The following is a 16,119-nucleotide window of genomic DNA, read 5'->3' on the forward strand; positions in this document are numbered from 1 at the left end:
CGGTGAGCCACTTCGTTTCCTCGGAGCAGGCTCACCGGCGTCTCATCACCGGCTACTTGACGACACTGAGCGGCAGCAGCTTCTTGCCCGTCGGGCCGATCTGGATGTGGGTGTCCATCTGCGGGCAGACACCGCAGTCGAAGCACGGGGTCCAGCGGCAGTCCTCGACCTCGGTCTCGTCGAGGGCGTCCTGCCAGTCCTCCCAGAGCCAGTCCTTGTCGAGACCCGAGTCGAGGTGGTCCCAGGGCAGGACCTCCTCGTACGTCCGCTCACGGGTGGTGTACCAGTCGACGTCGACGCCGAAGTCCGCCAGCGCCTTGTCCGCGCAGGCCATCCAGCGGTCGTACGAGAAGTGCTCGCGCCAGCCGTCGAAACGGCCGCCGTCCTCGTAGACGGCGCGGATGACGGCGCCGATCCGGCGGTCGCCACGGGACAGCAGGCCCTCGACGATGCCGGGCTTGCCGTCGTGGTAGCGGAAACCGATGGAGCGGCCGTACTTCTTGTCGCCGCGGATCTTGTCGCGGAGCTTCTCCAGACGGGCGTCCGTCTCCTCGGCGGAGAGCTGCGGGGCCCACTGGAAGGGGGTGTGCGGCTTCGGCACGAAACCGCCGATCGAGACCGTGCAGCGGATGTCGTTGGACTTCGACACCTCGCGGCCCTTGGCGATGACGTTCATCGCCATGTCGGCGATCTGCAGGACGTCCTCGTCGGTCTCCGTCGGCAGACCGCACATGAAGTACAGCTTCACCTGACGCCAGCCGTTGCCGTACGCCGTCGCGACGGTCCGGATCAGGTCCTCCTCCGAGACCATCTTGTTGATGACCTTGCGCATCCGCTCCGAGCCGCCCTCGGGCGCGAACGTCAGACCGGACCGACGGCCGTTGCGCGTCAGCTCGTTCGCGAGGTCGACGTTGAAGGCGTCCACGCGGGTCGACGGGAGGGACAGACCGATCTTGTCCTCCTCGTACCGGTCCGCCAGGCCCTTGGCGATGTCGCCGATCTCCGAGTGGTCGGCGCTCGACAGCGAGAGCAGACCGACCTCCTCGAAGCCCGTCGCCTTCAGGCCCTTCTCGACCATCTCGCCGATGCCCGTGATCGAACGCTCACGCACCGGGCGCGTGATCATGCCCGCCTGGCAGAAGCGGCAGCCGCGCGTGCAGCCACGGAAGATCTCGACCGACATCCGCTCGTGGACCGTCTCGGCGAGCGGGACCAGGGGCTGCTTGGGGTACGGCCACTCGTCCAGGTCCATGACCGTGTGCTTGGACACCCGCCACGGGACACCGGACTTGTTGGGTACGACGCGGCCGATGCGGCCGTCGGGGAGGTACTCGACGTCGTAGAACGCGGGGATGTAGACCGAGCCGGTCTTCGCCAGCCGGAAGAGGACCTCCTCGCGGCCTCCGGGCCGGCCCTCCGCCTTCCACTGGCGGATGATCTCGGTCATGTCCAGCACGGCCTGCTCGCCGTCGCCGATGATCGCCGCGTCGATGAAGTCCGCGATGGGCTCGGGGTTGAACGCCGCGTGGCCGCCGGCGAGGACGATCGGGTCGTCGACGGTCCGGTCCTTGGACTCCAGGGGGATACCGGCGAGGTCCAGGGCGGTGAGCATGTTCGTGTAGCCCAGCTCCGTGGAGAAGCTGAGCCCGAACACGTCGAACGCCTTGACCGGCCGGTGGCTGTCCACCGTGAACTGCGGGACGCCGTGCTCCCGCATCAGCGCCTCCAGGTCCGGCCACACGCTGTACGTGCGCTCGGCGAGGACGCCCTGCCGTTCGTTCAGTACCTCGTAGAGGATCATGACGCCCTGGTTGGGCAGCCCGACCTCGTACGCGTCGGGGTACATCAGCGCCCAGCGGACGTCGCACTCGTCCCACGCCTTGACGGTGGAATTGAGCTCGCCACCCACGTACTGGATCGGCTTCTGCACATGCGGGAGCAGAGCTTCGAGCTGCGGGAAGACCGACTCGACAGACATCACGAACCTTCTTGAAGTGACAGGGGTGACCATCTAGCCTAACGCGGCCGGAGACACCTCCCGACCGCGCCGAGGTCGACCCCCGCCACGGCTCAGATCGCGATCCGGTCCTTGATCCCCTTCCAGGTGCCCGGCAACTCCGCCTCGCGGTCCGCCGCGCGGCGCTCCTCCCTCCCGTACAGCAGCCCGTATGTGAACGCGCTCTCCCCCGCCGCGTGGGCCTGCGCCGCGATGTCGTGCAGGGCCTCGCGGCACATCACGCTGTCCTGGTGGTCGCCGAGGAGGGTCTGGAGCGACTTCATGTCCTTGACCATGCTCTCCGCCGGCCTGCCGAGGGCGGGCGCCGCGGTCTCCGCCGCGTAACGGGTGCGCTTGGCCTTCTTGCGGGCCTCGTGCATGGCGACATCCCGCTCGGGCCCCGACGACGGCTGCTCCAGCGCCTCCTCGATCAACGCCGCCACCTGCGCGAAGTCCCGCCCGACCGCCTTGCGGAGCACCTCCTGCGGATCGCCCCCGGCGGCCTTGCGCAGCGGCGGATCGGCGACCACGGCGTCGAGCGTCCCCAGCAGTGTCAGATACCGCTCCCCGTCCAGTACGGCGATCAGCCGCCTCCGGGAGCCGGTGCCGCGGGCCTCGGCCCAGGTGTCGAGACGGGTGCGTACGGGTCCGTCCACCAAGTGCTCGGGCAGGTTGCCTATGGCTTCCGTGAGGCGTTCCGTCAGCACCTCCCGGTCCCGGTCGATGCCCAGTTCCCCGGCGAGCCACTTCAGGTCGTCACCGATGGGATCGGTGACCGCCCGGTCCAGCACCTTCCGGTACGACTTGAAGGTGCTGCGCAGCCGCCGTGTGGCGACCCGCATGCTGTGCACGGAGTCGAAGACGTCCCGGCGTACGGCGGGATCGAGTTCGACGATCGCGTCCCGCTGGGCCCGGACATAGGCGAGGACATGGTCGCCCGCCGTGACGGCGTCCCCGCCCGCCCCGGCCCGCCCGACTCGCTTCCCGCCGCCGCCCTTGTTCTTGCCCTTGCCCTTGCCCTTGCCCTTGGTCTTGGTCTTGTCCTTGTCCTTGCCCTTGGTCTTCCGGCTGCGCTCGGGTGCCGTCTCCTCCAGCGCCCGGGCCAGCTTCGACGTCGCCCCGGACGGTCGTACGCCCGCCTTGCGCAGCTTCTTGTCGACCTTGGTCAGAAAGGCCTCGTCGCCCCCGTCGGCCAACTCCACCTCGATCTCGGCCCACTGCGCGGTCCGGCCCCCGTCGGCGAGCCGCTCGGCGTGCACGGCGTCCACACTGACCTCGGCGAGCAGGGCGCCCTCCGGGTCGAGCAGCTCGCTGACCTCCCGTGTGGAACGGAGGCGGACCACCGGCACCAGCTCGGTCTCCCTCACCCGCGAGCGCACCAGCCCCGCCAGTTCGCCGGGCAGGGTGTCGGACAGCGGGGCCCGGATCTCGTCCCGCACCCCGGAGGAGACGGGGAACTTCAGATGCCAGCCGGCGTCGGCGCCCCCGGTGCGGCGGCGCAGGGTGATCCCGGAGGCGGCGAGGCGCTGGTCCGGGGTGTCGTAGTAGACCGCGTCCAGCTCCGCCACGCCCTTGTCCAGGACGGTGGCGACCCCGGCCACACCGGTCAGATCGGGAAGGCCGCTCTCGTCGGACTCATACTTGCGCTCGATTTCCCGCTTGATGTCCGCCATGAATTGAATCTAGACGTACATCTGTTTTCTGGGCAGCCCCAGGATCGTTGAACGGCCGATACCTGCCGTTTCCCTCCCGTCCACCTGAGCTTTCGGTCCTGTCGCGCCCTCGTCCCACGGCGAACCGTCACGCGGAAAGGGGGCGCTCCACTCTGATCGACTGCAACAGCCCCACCGCCACCCACACCGCGAACATCGACGAGCCTCCGTACGACACGAACGGCAGGGGCAGGCCCGCGACCGGCATGATCCCCAGGGTCATCCCGATGTTCTCGAACGACTGGAACGCGAACCAGGCGATGATCCCGCCCGCCACGATCGTGCCGTACAGCTCGGTCGTCTCCCGGGCGATCCGGCAGGCCCGCCACAGCACCACACCAAGCAGCAGGATGATCAGCCCCGCGCCGACGAACCCCAGCTCCTCCCCCGCCACCGTGAAGACGAAGTCGGTCTGCTGCTCCGGCACGAACTGGCCGGTGGTCTGGGACCCCTTGAACAGGCCGGTGCCGAGCAGCCCGCCCGAGCCGATGGCGATCCGGGCCTGGTTGGTGTTGTAGCCGACGCCGGCCGGGTCCAGCTCGGGGTTGGCGAACGCGGCGAAGCGGTTGATCTGGTACTCGTCGAGCACCCCGAGCTGCCAGACCAGCACCGCGCCGAGCGCGCCCGCGCCGATGAGGCCGAGGACCCAGCGGTTGGACGCCCCGGAGGTGAGCAGCACTCCGAGGATGATGACCACCATGACCATGACCGACCCGAGGTCGGGCATCAGCAGGACGATCAGGATCGGGACGGCGGCGAGGCCCAGCGCCTGGACGACCGTGCGGTGGTCGGGGTGGGGTTTGTCGCCCGCGTCCACTCTCGCCGCCAGCAGCATCGCCATGCCCAGGATGATCGTGATCTTCACGAACTCGGAGGGCTGGAGCGAGAAGCCGCCGCCGATGACGATCCACGCGTGGGCGCCGTTGATCGTCGCGCCGAGCGGGGTGAGCACCAGAAGGATCAGCAGCACCGAGATGCCGTAGAGGATCGGCACGGCCGTGCGCAGGGTGCGGTGGCCGAGCCAGACCGTGCCGACCATCAGGGCGAAGCCGATGCCGGTGTTCAGCAGATGCCGGAACAGGAAGTAGTAGGGGTCGCCCTGGTTGAGTTCGGTGCGGTTGCGGGTCGCCGAGAAGACGAGGGCCGCGCCGATCAGGGAGAGCGCGATGGCCGAGAACAGTATCGGCCAGTCCAGCCGCCGGGCCAGCGAGTCACGGGCGAACAGCCGTGTCCAGCCGGAGCGCTCGGGCCCGTAGCCGGAGACGGAGAAGCTGTTGCCGGTCATACGGACCCCCTTCGACTCGCTCCACGGCGCAGGGCGCGGCGGTGTGGACGTCGGCGGCAGCCGTCCGTCCGCCGCCTCGCCGCTCGATTGCCGCCGCCACCGCGCGTGCTGATGACAGCCGGTTGCTCGAAGGAGACGGGCTGGGCCTCCGGGCCGGCCGCGACCGCCTGGGCGTCCTCGGCCTCCTGCTCCTCCTTGGACTTCTTCGGCGGGTACGACTCCAGCTTGGGGGCGTCGATCGAACCGTCGGACTCGATCTTCGGCAGGCCCTTCTGCGGGGTGTAGAGAAGCGCCTTGTTCTTGTCGATCTTGCCGTCCTCGGAGACGCCGTACAGCGCGTTGTAGAGCTTGCGCACGGCGGGTGCGGAGGCGCCGGAGCCCGTACCACCCTGGGAGATCGTCATCACGATCGAGTAGTCCTTGGTGTACGTGGCGAACCATGAGGTCGTCTGCTTGCCGTAGACCTCGGCTGTACCCGTCTTGGCGTGCATCGGGATCTCGTCCTGCGGCCAGCCCTGGAAACGCCAGGCCGCCGTGCCGCGGGTGGCGACTCCCGCGAGGGCGTCGTCTATCTCGTCGCGGGTCTTCTTCGTCATCGGCAGCTTGCCGTGCGACGTGGGCTCGATCTCCGTCACCTGCTGGCCGTCTGCGCTGATGACGGCCTTGCCGACGGTGGGGTCGTAGAGCGTGCCGCCGTTGGAGATGGCCGCGTAGATGGTGGCCATCTGGATGGGGGTGACGAGGGTGTCGCCCTGGCCGATGGAGTAGTTGACGGAGTCACCGGCGCGCAGGCGGTTGCCTTCGAGGCAGTTCTCGTAGGCGATCTGCTCGGCGTAGGTGCCGCCCTTCTTGCCGTACTTGCACCAGGCGTCCTTGTTGGCCTCCCAGTACTCCTGCTTCCACTGGCGGTCCGGGATACGGCCGGTGACCTCGTTGGGCAGGTCGATGCCGGTCTCGGAGCCGAGGCCGAACTGGTGGGCCGTCTTGTAGAACCAGTCGTTGGCGTTCTTCTTGGGCTTGATGCCTCCGTCGCGCTTCCACTCCTCGTGGGAGAGGCGGTAGAAGACGGTGTCGCAGGAGACCTCCAGGGCGCGGCCGAGGCTGATCGCGCCATAGCCCTTGGACTCGAAGTTCTTGAAGACCTGGCCGCCGATCGAGTACGCGCTGGAGCATTCGTACGGTCCGTCGAAGGAGTAGCCGGCGTTCACCGCGGCGGCCGTGGGGACCACCTTGAAGATGGAGCCGGGGGCGGACTGGCCCTGGATCGCGCGGTTCAGCAGCGGGTAGTTGGACTTCTTGCCGGTGAGCTTGGCGTAGTCCTTGGCGGAGATGCCGCCGACCCAGGCGTTGGGGTCGTAGTCCGGGTTGGAGGCCATGGCGACGACGCGGCCGGTCTTGGCCTCCATGACGACGACGGCACCGGAGTCGGCCTTGTAGTTGGTGCCGGTGTTCCGGTCCATCTGCTTGCGGGCTTCCTTCATCGCCTCGTTGAGTTCGTACTCGGCGATGCGCTGCACTCGGGCGTCGATGCTGGTGACCAGGTTGGCGCCGGGCTTCGCGGGATCGGCCTCGGCCTCGCCGATGACGCGGCCCAGGTTGTCCACCTCGTAGCGGGTGACGCCGGCCTTGCCGCGCAGCTCCTTGTCGTACTCGCGCTCCAGGCCGGACCGGCCGACCTGGTCGGAGCGCAGATAGGGCGAGTTGGTGTCCTGGGCCTTGGTGATCTCCTCGTCGGTGACCGGGGAGAGATAGCCGAGGACCTGGGCGGTGTTGGCGCCGCCGGGGCTGGCGTAGCGGCGGACGGCCTGGGGTTCGGCGGTGATACCGGGGAAGTCCTCGGAGCGCTCGCGGATCTGCAGGGCCTGCTTGGCGGTGGCCTCGTCGGTGATGGGGATCGGCTGGTAGGGCGAGCCGTTCCAACACGGCTGCGGGGTCTCCGAGTCGCAGAGGCGGACCTTGTCCATGACCTCCTTGGGCTTCATGTCCAGGACACCGGCGAGCTTGGTGAGGACGGCCTTGCCGTCGTCGTCCATCTTCAGCAGCTCGGTACGGGAGGCGGAGACGACCAGTCTGGTCTCGTTGTCGGCGATCGGCACGCCGCGCGCGTCCAGGATCGAGCCGCGTACGGCGGGCTGGACGACCTGCTGGACGTGGTTGCCGGAGGCTTCCTTGGCGTAGGCGTCGCCCTCGCGGATCTGGAGGTACCAGAGGCGGCCGCCGAGGGTGCCGAGGAGGGAGAAGACGAGGATCTGGATGATGACGAGCCGGATCTGGACCCGTGGAGTCCGCCCGGTCTCCGGGATGTTGGTCACTGCCTCCCCCTCTCACTGCGATGGAATGTCTGCTCGCTGCGACGGCATGTCTGCGCGTACGAATGGTGAACGGCGGGCCGGCGACGCTCCGTTCCGCCTCGGTGAACTCGTTCGGGTGAACCGTCCGCCGGGTCCACTGGCGCGCTGCGCGCGCGGGCGCCCCCTGTCACAGCCGCTTGACCCCCTTGATGCGGCCCGCGCGGGCCATCCGCGATCGGGCCGCCTTCATACGGAACCCCCCGCGCTGGCTGCCGATGCGCAGGCCCGTGCCGGAGGAGAGCCAGCCGGAGGAGACGTCGGCGGCCTTGGCGGCGTTGTTGGTCTCGGCGAGCGGGTCGTTCTCGGCGCGGCGGGCGAGCGCGATGATGCCGGGGACGACGAACGGGGCGAGCAGCAGGTCGTAGAGCGCGGCCGTGAACAGCAGGCTGGGCAGGCCGACATGGCGGGCGGCGTCGTCCCCGACGAGGGCGCCGACACCGGCGTACAGCAGGGTCGCGCCGAGCGCGGCCACGACGACCACGACCATCGGGCCGGTCGCCGACTTCAGGCGTCCGGTCTCGGGCTTGGCGAGGCCCGCGAGGTAGCCGATGACGCAGAGCACGAGGGCGTAGCGGCCGGCGGCGTGGTCGGCGGGCGGGGCGAGGTCGGAGAGCAGCCCGGCGCCGAAGCCGACGAGGGCGCCGCCGACATGGCCGTAGACCAGGGCGAGTCCGAGGACGGTGAGGAGTACCAGGTCGGGGACGGCGCCCGGGAGATGGAGGCGGGCGAGGACGCTCACCTGGAGCACCAGGGCGACGATCACCAGGGTGGTGGAGAGCAGGATACGGTTGAAGCGCATGGGGTGGGTCAGCTCCTGTTGTCCTACTGCTCGTCCAGCTGGCCGTCACCGGGCGCCTGGGCGTCCGGGGTGACCGTCACCGTCACGGTCGGCGTGGGGGTGGGCTCGGGCTTGTCCGGCAGGACGGTGTCGCGGGGGTCCTTGCGCGGGGGCTGGACGACGACGCCGACGATGTCCAGCTGGGTGAAGGCCACATACGGCTTCACGTAGATCGTGCGGGTCAGATCGCCGCCGGAGGGGTCGACCCGGGAGACGACGCCGACGGGGACGCCGGGCACGAACGGCTTGTCGGCCTGGGAGCCGAAGGTGACGAGTCGGTCGCCCTCCTTCACCTTGGCCTTGCCGTTGAGGAGTTCGACGCGCAGCGGGCGGTCGCCCTGGCCGGACGCGAAGCCCAGTTCGTCGGTGGCCTCCATACGCGTACCGACGGTGAAGTCGGGGTCGTTGGCGAGGAGGACGGTGGCGCTGTCGGGGCCGACCGTGGTCACCCGCCCGACCAGTCCGTCGCCGTTGAGGACGGTCATGTCACGGGTGATGCCGTCGTTGCTGCCGATGTCGATGGTGACGGTCCAGGAGAAGCCCTGGGCCGCTCCTATGGCGATGACCTCGGCGCCCTTGATGCCGTACTGGCCGCTCGCCGCCGTCTTGAGGATCTTGTCGAGTTGTTCGACGCGGCTGCGGTTGCGGTCGTCGCTGCCGAGGGACGCCTTCAGTTGGGCGTTCTCCTTCTCCAGGGCGGCGAGGCGGTCATGACGGGAGCCGGATTCACGGATCGCGCTTATGGCGTTGCCGATCGGGTCGACGGCGGTCGACACCCCGTCCTCGATCGGGCCGAAGACGGCGGCCGCGCCACGTCGGGCACCGTCGACCGGTGAGTCCTCCCCGCCGCGGATGTCCACCGTGATCAGCGCGAACGCGACGGCGATCAGCAGCACCAGGAGCAGCCGGCTCTCTCGTGTGTCCCTCACGTGCGGCGGCCGTGCCTTCCTCATAGGAATTCGACAGGAATTGGGGAATTCGGGTAGCCCCTCGGATTCCCGGGCTATCGGGCCATCGGGCCATCGGGCCATCAACCACGGGACCGCAGGGGCGCTTTGTGTGAGCTTATGCCTCAATATCAACGATCCGCCGTACGAGAAGAGGTCGTCTCGTACGGCGGAATCGAAGTGTTATGTCATCTGCGGGGCTGGGCGTCGAGCACCTGCTGCAACGCCTCGAACTCCTCCACGCACTTGCCCGAGCCGAGCGCCACGCTGTCCAGCGGGTCCTCGGCGATATGGATCGGCATACCGGTCTCCCGGCGCAGCCGCTCGTCGAGACCGCGGAGCAGGGCGCCGCCGCCGGTGAGGACGATGCCGCGGTCCATGATGTCGCCGGAGAGTTCCGGAGGGCATTTGTCGAGGGTCGTCTTGACGGCGTCGACGATGGCGTTGACGGGCTCCTCGATCGCCTTGCGCACCTCCGCTGCGGAGATGACGACGGTCTTGGGCAGCCCGGACACCAGGTCGCGGCCACGGATTTCGGTGTGCTCGTCAGCGTCGAGGTCGTACGCCGAACCGATCGTGATCTTGATCTGTTCGGCTGTCCGCTCACCGAGGAGGAGGGAGTACTCCTTCTTGATGTGCTGGATGATCGCGTTGTCCAACTCGTCGCCCGCGACGCGGATGGACTGGGCGGTCACGATGCCGCCGAGCGAGATGACCGCGACCTCCGTGGTGCCGCCGCCGATGTCCACCACCATGTTGCCCGTGGCCTCGTGGACCGGCAGGCCGGAGCCGATGGCCGCGGCCATGGGCTCCTCGATGATGTGCACCTGTCGGGCGCCGGCCTGGGAGGACGCCTCGATGACCGCGCGCCGCTCGACACCGGTGATGCCGGACGGCACACAGACGACGACCCGGGGCCGGGCGAGATACCGCCGCTTGTGGATCTTCAGGATGAAGTAGCGGAGCATCCGCTCGGTGATCTCGAAGTCGGCGATGACACCGTCCTTCAGCGGACGTACGGCAACGATGTTGCCCGGCGTCCGCCCGATCATCTTCTTCGCTTCCGCGCCGACCGCGAGGATGCCACCGGTGTTGGTGTTGATCGCGACGACGGACGGCTCGTTCAGTACGATCCCGCGACCCCTGACGTACACCAGCGTGTTGGCGGTCCCGAGGTCGACAGCCATGTCACGGCCGATGAACGACATTGAGTTCCCCATCAGGATTCGTGTGGCCTTCCCAGTGGACGCTGAGGGCTTTTGAGTGCCTTTCAGGCTTTTCGGGTCGGCGAAGTGGGTGCTGTGACGTGAAGGCTTACATCGTAGTCTCGCCCGCACGAACACTGCGCGAGGGTCTTCGCCATTGTGGGCACGCGATGGGCCGCCTCGCCTGTGGAGACGATCCATCGAGGGTGCGCGTTCCCCCGATCGGCACGCATATGCCGGGACATGACGAGCTTTCCATACCGGGATTCACCTTGGGTTACACACCCGGGCCGTCGTTGGGTGGGTTTGGTGAACGGGCTTGAGCCAAACGGCTGACGGCGGGTCGGAGAGGCGGCGGGGGCAGGCTCTGGAGCGGCCCCCGCCGACCCCGAAACGCGCGGTACGGGTGTTACGCGCGACCCGGGAAGAAGATCTTCAGCTCGCGCTCCGCGGACTCCTCGGAGTCGGAGGCGTGGATGAGGTTCTCGCGGACGATGACGCCGTAGTCGCCCCGGATGGAACCGGGCGCGGCGGCGATCGGGTCGGTCGGTCCGGCGAGCGCCCGCACACCCTCGATGACCCGCTCACCCTCGACGATCAGCGCCACGACCGGCCCGGACGCCATGAACTCGACAAGCGGCTCGTAGAACGGCTTGCCCTTGTGCTCGCCGTAGTGCTGCTCCAGCGTGTCCTGGTCCAGGGTCCGCAGTTCCAGCGCGGTGATCTGCCAGCCGGCCTTGCGCTCGATGCGGCTGATGATCTCGCCGGTCAGGCCGCGACGGACGGCGTCGGGCTTGAGCAGGACGAGGGTGCGCTGGCTCACGGTGGTGACTCCTTCATTTCACAAATGTGCGGGCTCAGAGGCTACAGGGCGCGCTCGAACGAGTGTTACGCAGCGTCAGGCCTCGGAGGTCGACCGGGCGGCGAAGCGGGCCTTGGCCTCGTCGATCTTGCGGCCGTAGTGGATGGACGCCCACCACAGGACGGCGAAGACCGCGCCCAGGAAGAACATCGTGGGGACGACGAAGCCGGAGAGGATCAGGGCGATCTGCATGGCCCAGCCCAGCTGGACGCCACCGGGCCGGGTGACCAGCCCGCACAGCACCACGCACAGGAACATGGCGACACCGCTGACCGTCCAGACCGTGGTCATGGTCAGACCGGGGTCCTTCATCGCGACCAGCCCCGCGAAGCCGATCACGAAGAACTCGCCGATCAGGGTCGAGGCACAGAGGGTACGCATCGCTCGGTCAGCCCTTTCCCAGCAGCAGTCGGGCCTCGCCGACGGTGATGACGGAACCGGTGACGAGGACGCCGGCGCCCGCGTACTCGCCCTCCTCCTCGGCCAGCGTGATCGCCGCCTCCAGCGCGTCCGGCAGCCTCGGCTCCACCTGGACCCGCTCGTCCCCGAACACCTCGACCGCGATCGCGGCCAGTTCGTCGGCGTCCATGGCACGGTGGCTGGAGTTCTGAGTGATCACGACCTCGGCGAAGATCGGCTCGAAGGCCTCCAGCAGCCCCCGTACGTTCTTGTCGCCGCTCGCCCCCACGACCCCGATGAGCCGGCTGAAGTCGAACGCCTCTCCGACCGCCTCGGCCGTGGCCCGCGCGCCCGCCGGATTGTGCGCGGCGTCGAGTACGACCGTCGGGGACCGCCGTACGACTTCCAGCCGACCCGGTGAGGAGACGGCCGCGAAGGCCTTGCGGACGGTGTCGATGTCCAGCGGCTCGGGCCGCTGGGAGCCGACGCCGAAGAAGGCTTCCACCGCGGCGAGGGCGACGGACGCGTTGTGCGCCTGGTACGGGCCGTGCAGCGGGAGGTACACCTCGGGGTACTCGCCGCCCAGGCCGCGCAGGGTGACCACCTGTCCGCCGACCGCCACCTGACGCGAGACGACGCCGAACTCCAGGCCCTCCCTGGCCACCGTCGCGTCGACCTCGACGGCCTTCTTCAGCATCACCTGCGCCGCGTCGACGGGCTGCTGCGCCAGGATCACCGTCGCGTCCTGCTTGATGATCCCGGCCTTCTCGGCCGCGATCTCGGCGGGCGTCGTGCCCAGCCGGTCGGTGTGGTCGAGATCGATGGGCGTGACGACGGCGACGTCCGCGTCGATGACGTTCGTGGCGTCCCAGGTGCCGCCCATCCCGACCTCGACGACGGCGACGTCCACGGGCGCGTCCGCGAAGGCCGCGTACGCCATGCCGGTCAGCACCTCGAAGAAGGACAGCCGGTACTCCTGGGAGGCGTCCACCATCTCGATGTACGCCTTGATGTCGTCGTACGTCTCGACGAACCGCTCGGCGGAGATCGGGGCGCCGTCCAGGCTGATCCGCTCGGTGATCGACTGGACGTGGGGGGAGGTGTAGCGGCCGGTGCGCAGTTCGAAGGCGCCGAGAAGGGCCTCGATCATGCGGGCGGTGGAGGTCTTGCCGTTGGTGCCGGTGATGTGGATCGAGGGGTACGTGCGCTGCGGCTCACCGAGTACGTCCATCAGCGCGGCGATCCGCTGGACCGAGGGCTCCAGCTTGGTCTCGCCCCACCGCGTCGCCAGCTCCGCCTCGACCTCGCGCAGTGCCTTGTCCACGGCCGGGTCGGTGGGGCGGGCCGGTACGTCGGCCTGCGGTGCGCCGCCCTGGGCACGCAGCGTACGGCTGCCGGCCTCGATCACCGCGAGATCGGGATCGCGGTCGGTCTCGGCGGCGACGATCTCGTCGAAGGGATCGACTGCGTCGGGCTGCTGGTTGTCCTCGTGCGGGCGCTCACTCACAGGGTCAGTCTACGGATGGGTGCCTAGTGGCTCGGGGGGACCTGTTGTGTGGCGGCTGCGGGTGGGTGGGGGCTGGTCGCGCCCACGCGGCGGAGCCGCACATCGATACAGCCCCGCGCCCCTTAAGGGTGCACCCCGGCTGCCATAGCTGACCCAACCGCGGGCAATCGTGCTGCTGGGGCGGCACCCATCCCAAAGAGAGCGGCGCCCTGTCAGCGCCGGTAAGCGAAACCCCGGCCCGGTCAGCACGAACCCCCGGTGCCTGATGATCACCGGGGGCCTGCGTGCACGTACGCCGAGGGCTAACCCTTCGGCAGCCTCTCCAGCTGTGCGGCGATCCGGGTGATGTCCTCGTCCGCCTTCGCCAGCCGCCCCCGGATCTTGTCGACCACCTGGTCCGGCGCCTTCGCGAGGAACGCCTCGTTGCCCAGCTTGGCGGTGGCCTGGGCCTTCTCCTTCTCGGCGGCGGCGAGGTCCTTGGCGAGCCGCTTGCGCTCGGCGGCGACGTCGATGACACCGGAGAGGTCGAGGGCGACCTCGGCGCCCGCCACCGGCAGGGTCGCCGTGGCGGAGAAGCCGTCGCCCTCCGGCTGGAGACGGAGGAGCTGACGGATCGCGGCCTCGTGCGGGGCCAGCGCCGTGCCGTCGAGGGTCAGACGGGCCGGGACACGCTGGCCGGGCTGGAGACCCTGGTCGGCGCGGAAGCGGCGGACCTCCGTCACGACCCGCTGGACCAGCTCGATCTCGCGCTCGGCGGCCTCGTCACGGAAACCGCCCGGTGCGTCAGCACCAGGAACGAACACAGCCTTCGGCCACTCGGCGACGACCAGGGACTCACCACCGGTCAGCGTCGTCCACAGGGTGTCCGTGACGAACGGGACGATCGGGTGGAGGAGCTTGAGGGTGACGTCGAGGACCTCGCCGAGGACCCGCTTGCTGACCTCGGCCGCCTCGCCGCCCGCCTGGAACGTCGTCTTGGACAGCTCGACATACCAGTCGAAGACCTCGTCCCACGCGAAGTGGTACAGCGCCTCGCTGAGCTTGGCGAACTGGAAGTCCTCGTAGTACGCGTCGACCTGGGCGACGGTCTCGTTCAGGCGGGACAGAATCCAGCGGTCCGTCGCCGAGAGCTTCGAGGCCTCCGGAAGGGGGCCTTCCACCGTCGCGCCGTTCATCAGCGCGAAGCGTGTCGCGTTCCAGATCTTGTTGGCGAAGTTACGGGAGGCCTGGACCCAGTCCTCGCCGATCGGGACGTCGGTGCCGGGGTTGGCGCCGCGCGCGAGGGTGAAGCGGAGGGCGTCGGAGCCGTACTTGTCCATCCAGTCGAGCGGGTCGACGACGTTGCCGAAGGACTTCGACATCTTCTTGCCGCGCTCGTCGCGGACCAGACCGGTCAGGGCGATGGTCTTGAAGGGGACCTCGCCGTCCATGGCGTAGAGGCCGAACATCATCATCCGGGCGACCCAGAAGAAGATGATGTCGTGGCCGGTGAGCAGGACGTCGGTGGAGTAGAACTTCCGCAGGTCCTCGGTCTGTTCGGGCCAGCCGAGCGTGGAGAACGGCCACAGGCCCGAGGAGAACCAGGTGTCGAGGACGTCGGTGTCCTGGTGCCAGCCCTCGCCGGTGGGCGGCTGCTCGTCGGGGCCGACGCAGACCTCCTCGCCGTTCGGGCCGTACCAGATCGGGATGCGGTGGCCCCACCAGAGCTGGCGCGAGATGCACCAGTCGTACATGTTGTCCACCCAGTCGAAGTAGCGCTTCGACATCTCCTCGGGGTGGATCTTGACGCGGCCGTCGCGGACGGCGTCGCCGGCGGCCCGGGCCAGCGGGCCGACCTTGACCCACCACTGCATGGACAGCCGCGGCTCGACCGTGGTCTTGCAGCGGGAGCAGTGGCCGACGGAGTGCGTGTACGGGCGCTTCTCGGCGACGATCCTGCCCTGCGAGCGCAGTGCGCCGACGACGGCGGAGCGGGCCTCGAAGCGGTCCAGGCCGAGGAAGGGGCCATGGACGGTGATGACACCGTGCTCGTCCATGATCGTCATGGAGGGCAGGTCGTGGCGCTGGCCGATCGCGAAGTCGTTCGGGTCGTGCGCGGGCGTGACCTTGACGGCGCCGGTGCCGAACTCCGGGTCGACATGGGTGTCGGCGACGACCGGGATGGTGCGGTCGGTGAGCGGCAGCTTGATGTGCTTGCCGACGAGGTGCCGGTAGCGCTCGTCGTCCGGGTGGACGGCGACGGCGGTGTCACCGAGCATCGTCTCGGCGCGGGTGGTGGCGACGACGAGGGAGTCGTCCCCCTCTCCGTACCGGATGGAGACCAGCTCGCCGGAGTCCTCCTGGTGCTCGACCTCGATGTCGGAGATCGCGGTGAGACAGCGGGGACACCAGTTGATGATGCGCTCGGCGCGATAGATCAACTCGTCGTCGTAGAGCCGCTTGAAGATGGTCTGGACGGCACGGGACAGGCCCTCGTCCATGGTGAACCGCTCGCGGCTCCAGTCGACGCCGTCGCCGAGGCGGCGCATCTGGCCGAGGATCTTGCCGCCGTACTCCTCCTTCCACTGCCAGACGCGCTCGACGAACTCCTCGCGCCCCAAGTCGTGGCGGGACTTGCCCTCTTCGGCGAGCTGCTGCTCGACCTTGTTCTGGGTGGCGATACCGGCGTGGTCCATGCCGGGCAGCCACAGGGACTCGTAACCCTGCATCCGCTTGCGGCGGGTGAGAGCGTCCATGAGGGTGTGCTGGAAGGCGTGCCCGAGGTGCAGACTGCCGGTGACGTTCGGCGGCGGGATGACGATGGTGTACGCGGGCTTGCCGCTCTTGGCGTCGGCCGCGAAGTAACCCTTGTCTACCCAGCGCTCGTACAGCGTCCCCTCTACATCGGCCGGCGCGTACTGGGTCGGCAGATCGGTGGCGGGCGCTGGAGGCTGCTGCTGAGCGTTCTCGGTCACCCGCTCAGTTTAGGGGTGTCACGGGGTGGTCCCGAAACTCGATTCTTCGGTAACGGTGTGACC

General features: G+C 68.8%; 11 protein-coding genes. All 11 read right to left on the reverse strand.

The features are described 5' to 3' along the window. Positions 1–52: 52 nt before the first annotated feature. Positions 53–1,978 carry a TIGR03960 family B12-binding radical SAM protein gene (locus ACWD4G_RS27335; protein WP_451297851.1) on the reverse strand — a complete coding sequence of 642 codons (1,926 nt, stop codon included), beginning with the start codon at positions 1,976–1,978 and terminating at the stop codon, positions 53–55. A 92-nt stretch (positions 1,979–2,070) separates the two neighbouring features. Next, positions 2,071–3,669, reverse strand: a complete 1,599-nt coding sequence (locus ACWD4G_RS27340; protein ID WP_451297853.1) for a CYTH and CHAD domain-containing protein — start codon at positions 3,667–3,669, stop codon at positions 2,071–2,073. Between the two features lie 127 nt (positions 3,670–3,796). After that, on the reverse strand, positions 3,797–4,993 hold the full coding sequence (gene rodA, locus ACWD4G_RS27345; RefSeq protein WP_451297855.1) for a rod shape-determining protein RodA: 1,197 nt from the start codon (positions 4,991–4,993) through the stop codon (positions 3,797–3,799). Beyond that, a complete protein-coding gene (gene mrdA / locus ACWD4G_RS27350) occupies positions 4,990–7,305 on the reverse strand; it encodes a penicillin-binding protein 2 (protein WP_451297857.1) in 2,316 nt (771 codons plus the stop codon). The genes rodA and mrdA overlap by 4 nt, the downstream gene beginning before the upstream one ends. A 166-nt stretch (positions 7,306–7,471) precedes the next feature. After that, complete coding sequence (mreD, locus tag ACWD4G_RS27355; RefSeq protein WP_451297859.1) at positions 7,472–8,143, reverse strand: rod shape-determining protein MreD; 672 nt, start codon at positions 8,141–8,143, stop codon at positions 7,472–7,474. A gap of 23 nt (positions 8,144–8,166) precedes the next feature. Beyond that, the gene (gene mreC, locus ACWD4G_RS27360) at positions 8,167–9,111 is read right to left on the reverse strand and encodes a rod shape-determining protein MreC (RefSeq protein WP_451297861.1); all 945 of its coding nucleotides are present in this window, start codon (positions 9,109–9,111) and stop codon (positions 8,167–8,169) included. Positions 9,112–9,317: 206 nt separating this feature from the next. Continuing rightward, on the reverse strand, positions 9,318–10,337 hold the full coding sequence (locus ACWD4G_RS27365) for a rod shape-determining protein (protein ID WP_004931372.1): 1,020 nt from the start codon (positions 10,335–10,337) through the stop codon (positions 9,318–9,320). Positions 10,338–10,743: 406 nt separating this feature from the next. Further along, positions 10,744–11,157, reverse strand: a complete 414-nt coding sequence (ndk, locus tag ACWD4G_RS27370; protein WP_451297863.1) for a nucleoside-diphosphate kinase — start codon at positions 11,155–11,157, stop codon at positions 10,744–10,746. Positions 11,158–11,232: 75 nt separating this feature from the next. Beyond that, on the reverse strand, positions 11,233–11,577 hold the full coding sequence (locus ACWD4G_RS27375; protein WP_451297865.1) for a DUF4233 domain-containing protein: 345 nt from the start codon (positions 11,575–11,577) through the stop codon (positions 11,233–11,235). Between the two features lie 7 nt (positions 11,578–11,584). Next, on the reverse strand, positions 11,585–13,102 hold the full coding sequence (gene folC / locus ACWD4G_RS27380) for a bifunctional tetrahydrofolate synthase/dihydrofolate synthase (RefSeq protein WP_451297867.1): 1,518 nt from the start codon (positions 13,100–13,102) through the stop codon (positions 11,585–11,587). Between the two features lie 302 nt (positions 13,103–13,404). Continuing rightward, entirely contained in the window at positions 13,405–16,056 is a 2,652-nt protein-coding gene (locus ACWD4G_RS27385; RefSeq protein WP_451297869.1) for a valine--tRNA ligase, read from the reverse strand. Between the last annotated feature and the right edge of the window lie 63 nt (positions 16,057–16,119).

Source organism: Streptomyces sp. NPDC002643 (genome assembly GCF_053592555.1).

Excerpts from the sequence above, each read along its gene's own strand:
- ACWD4G_RS27335 (WP_451297851.1), bottom strand. The coding sequence starts at position 1,978 with ATGTCTGTCGAGTCGGTCTTCCCGCAGCTCGAAGCTCTGCTCCCGCAT.
- ACWD4G_RS27340 (WP_451297853.1), bottom strand. The coding sequence starts at position 3,669 with ATGGCGGACATCAAGCGGGAAATCGAGCGCAAGTATGAGTCCGACGAG.
- rodA (WP_451297855.1), bottom strand. The coding sequence starts at position 4,993 with ATGACCGGCAACAGCTTCTCCGTCTCCGGCTACGGGCCCGAGCGCTCC.
- mreD (WP_451297859.1), bottom strand. The coding sequence starts at position 8,143 with ATGCGCTTCAACCGTATCCTGCTCTCCACCACCCTGGTGATCGTCGCC.
- ACWD4G_RS27365 (WP_004931372.1), bottom strand. The coding sequence starts at position 10,337 with ATGTCGTTCATCGGCCGTGACATGGCTGTCGACCTCGGGACCGCCAAC.
- ACWD4G_RS27375 (WP_451297865.1), bottom strand. The coding sequence starts at position 11,577 with ATGCGTACCCTCTGTGCCTCGACCCTGATCGGCGAGTTCTTCGTGATC.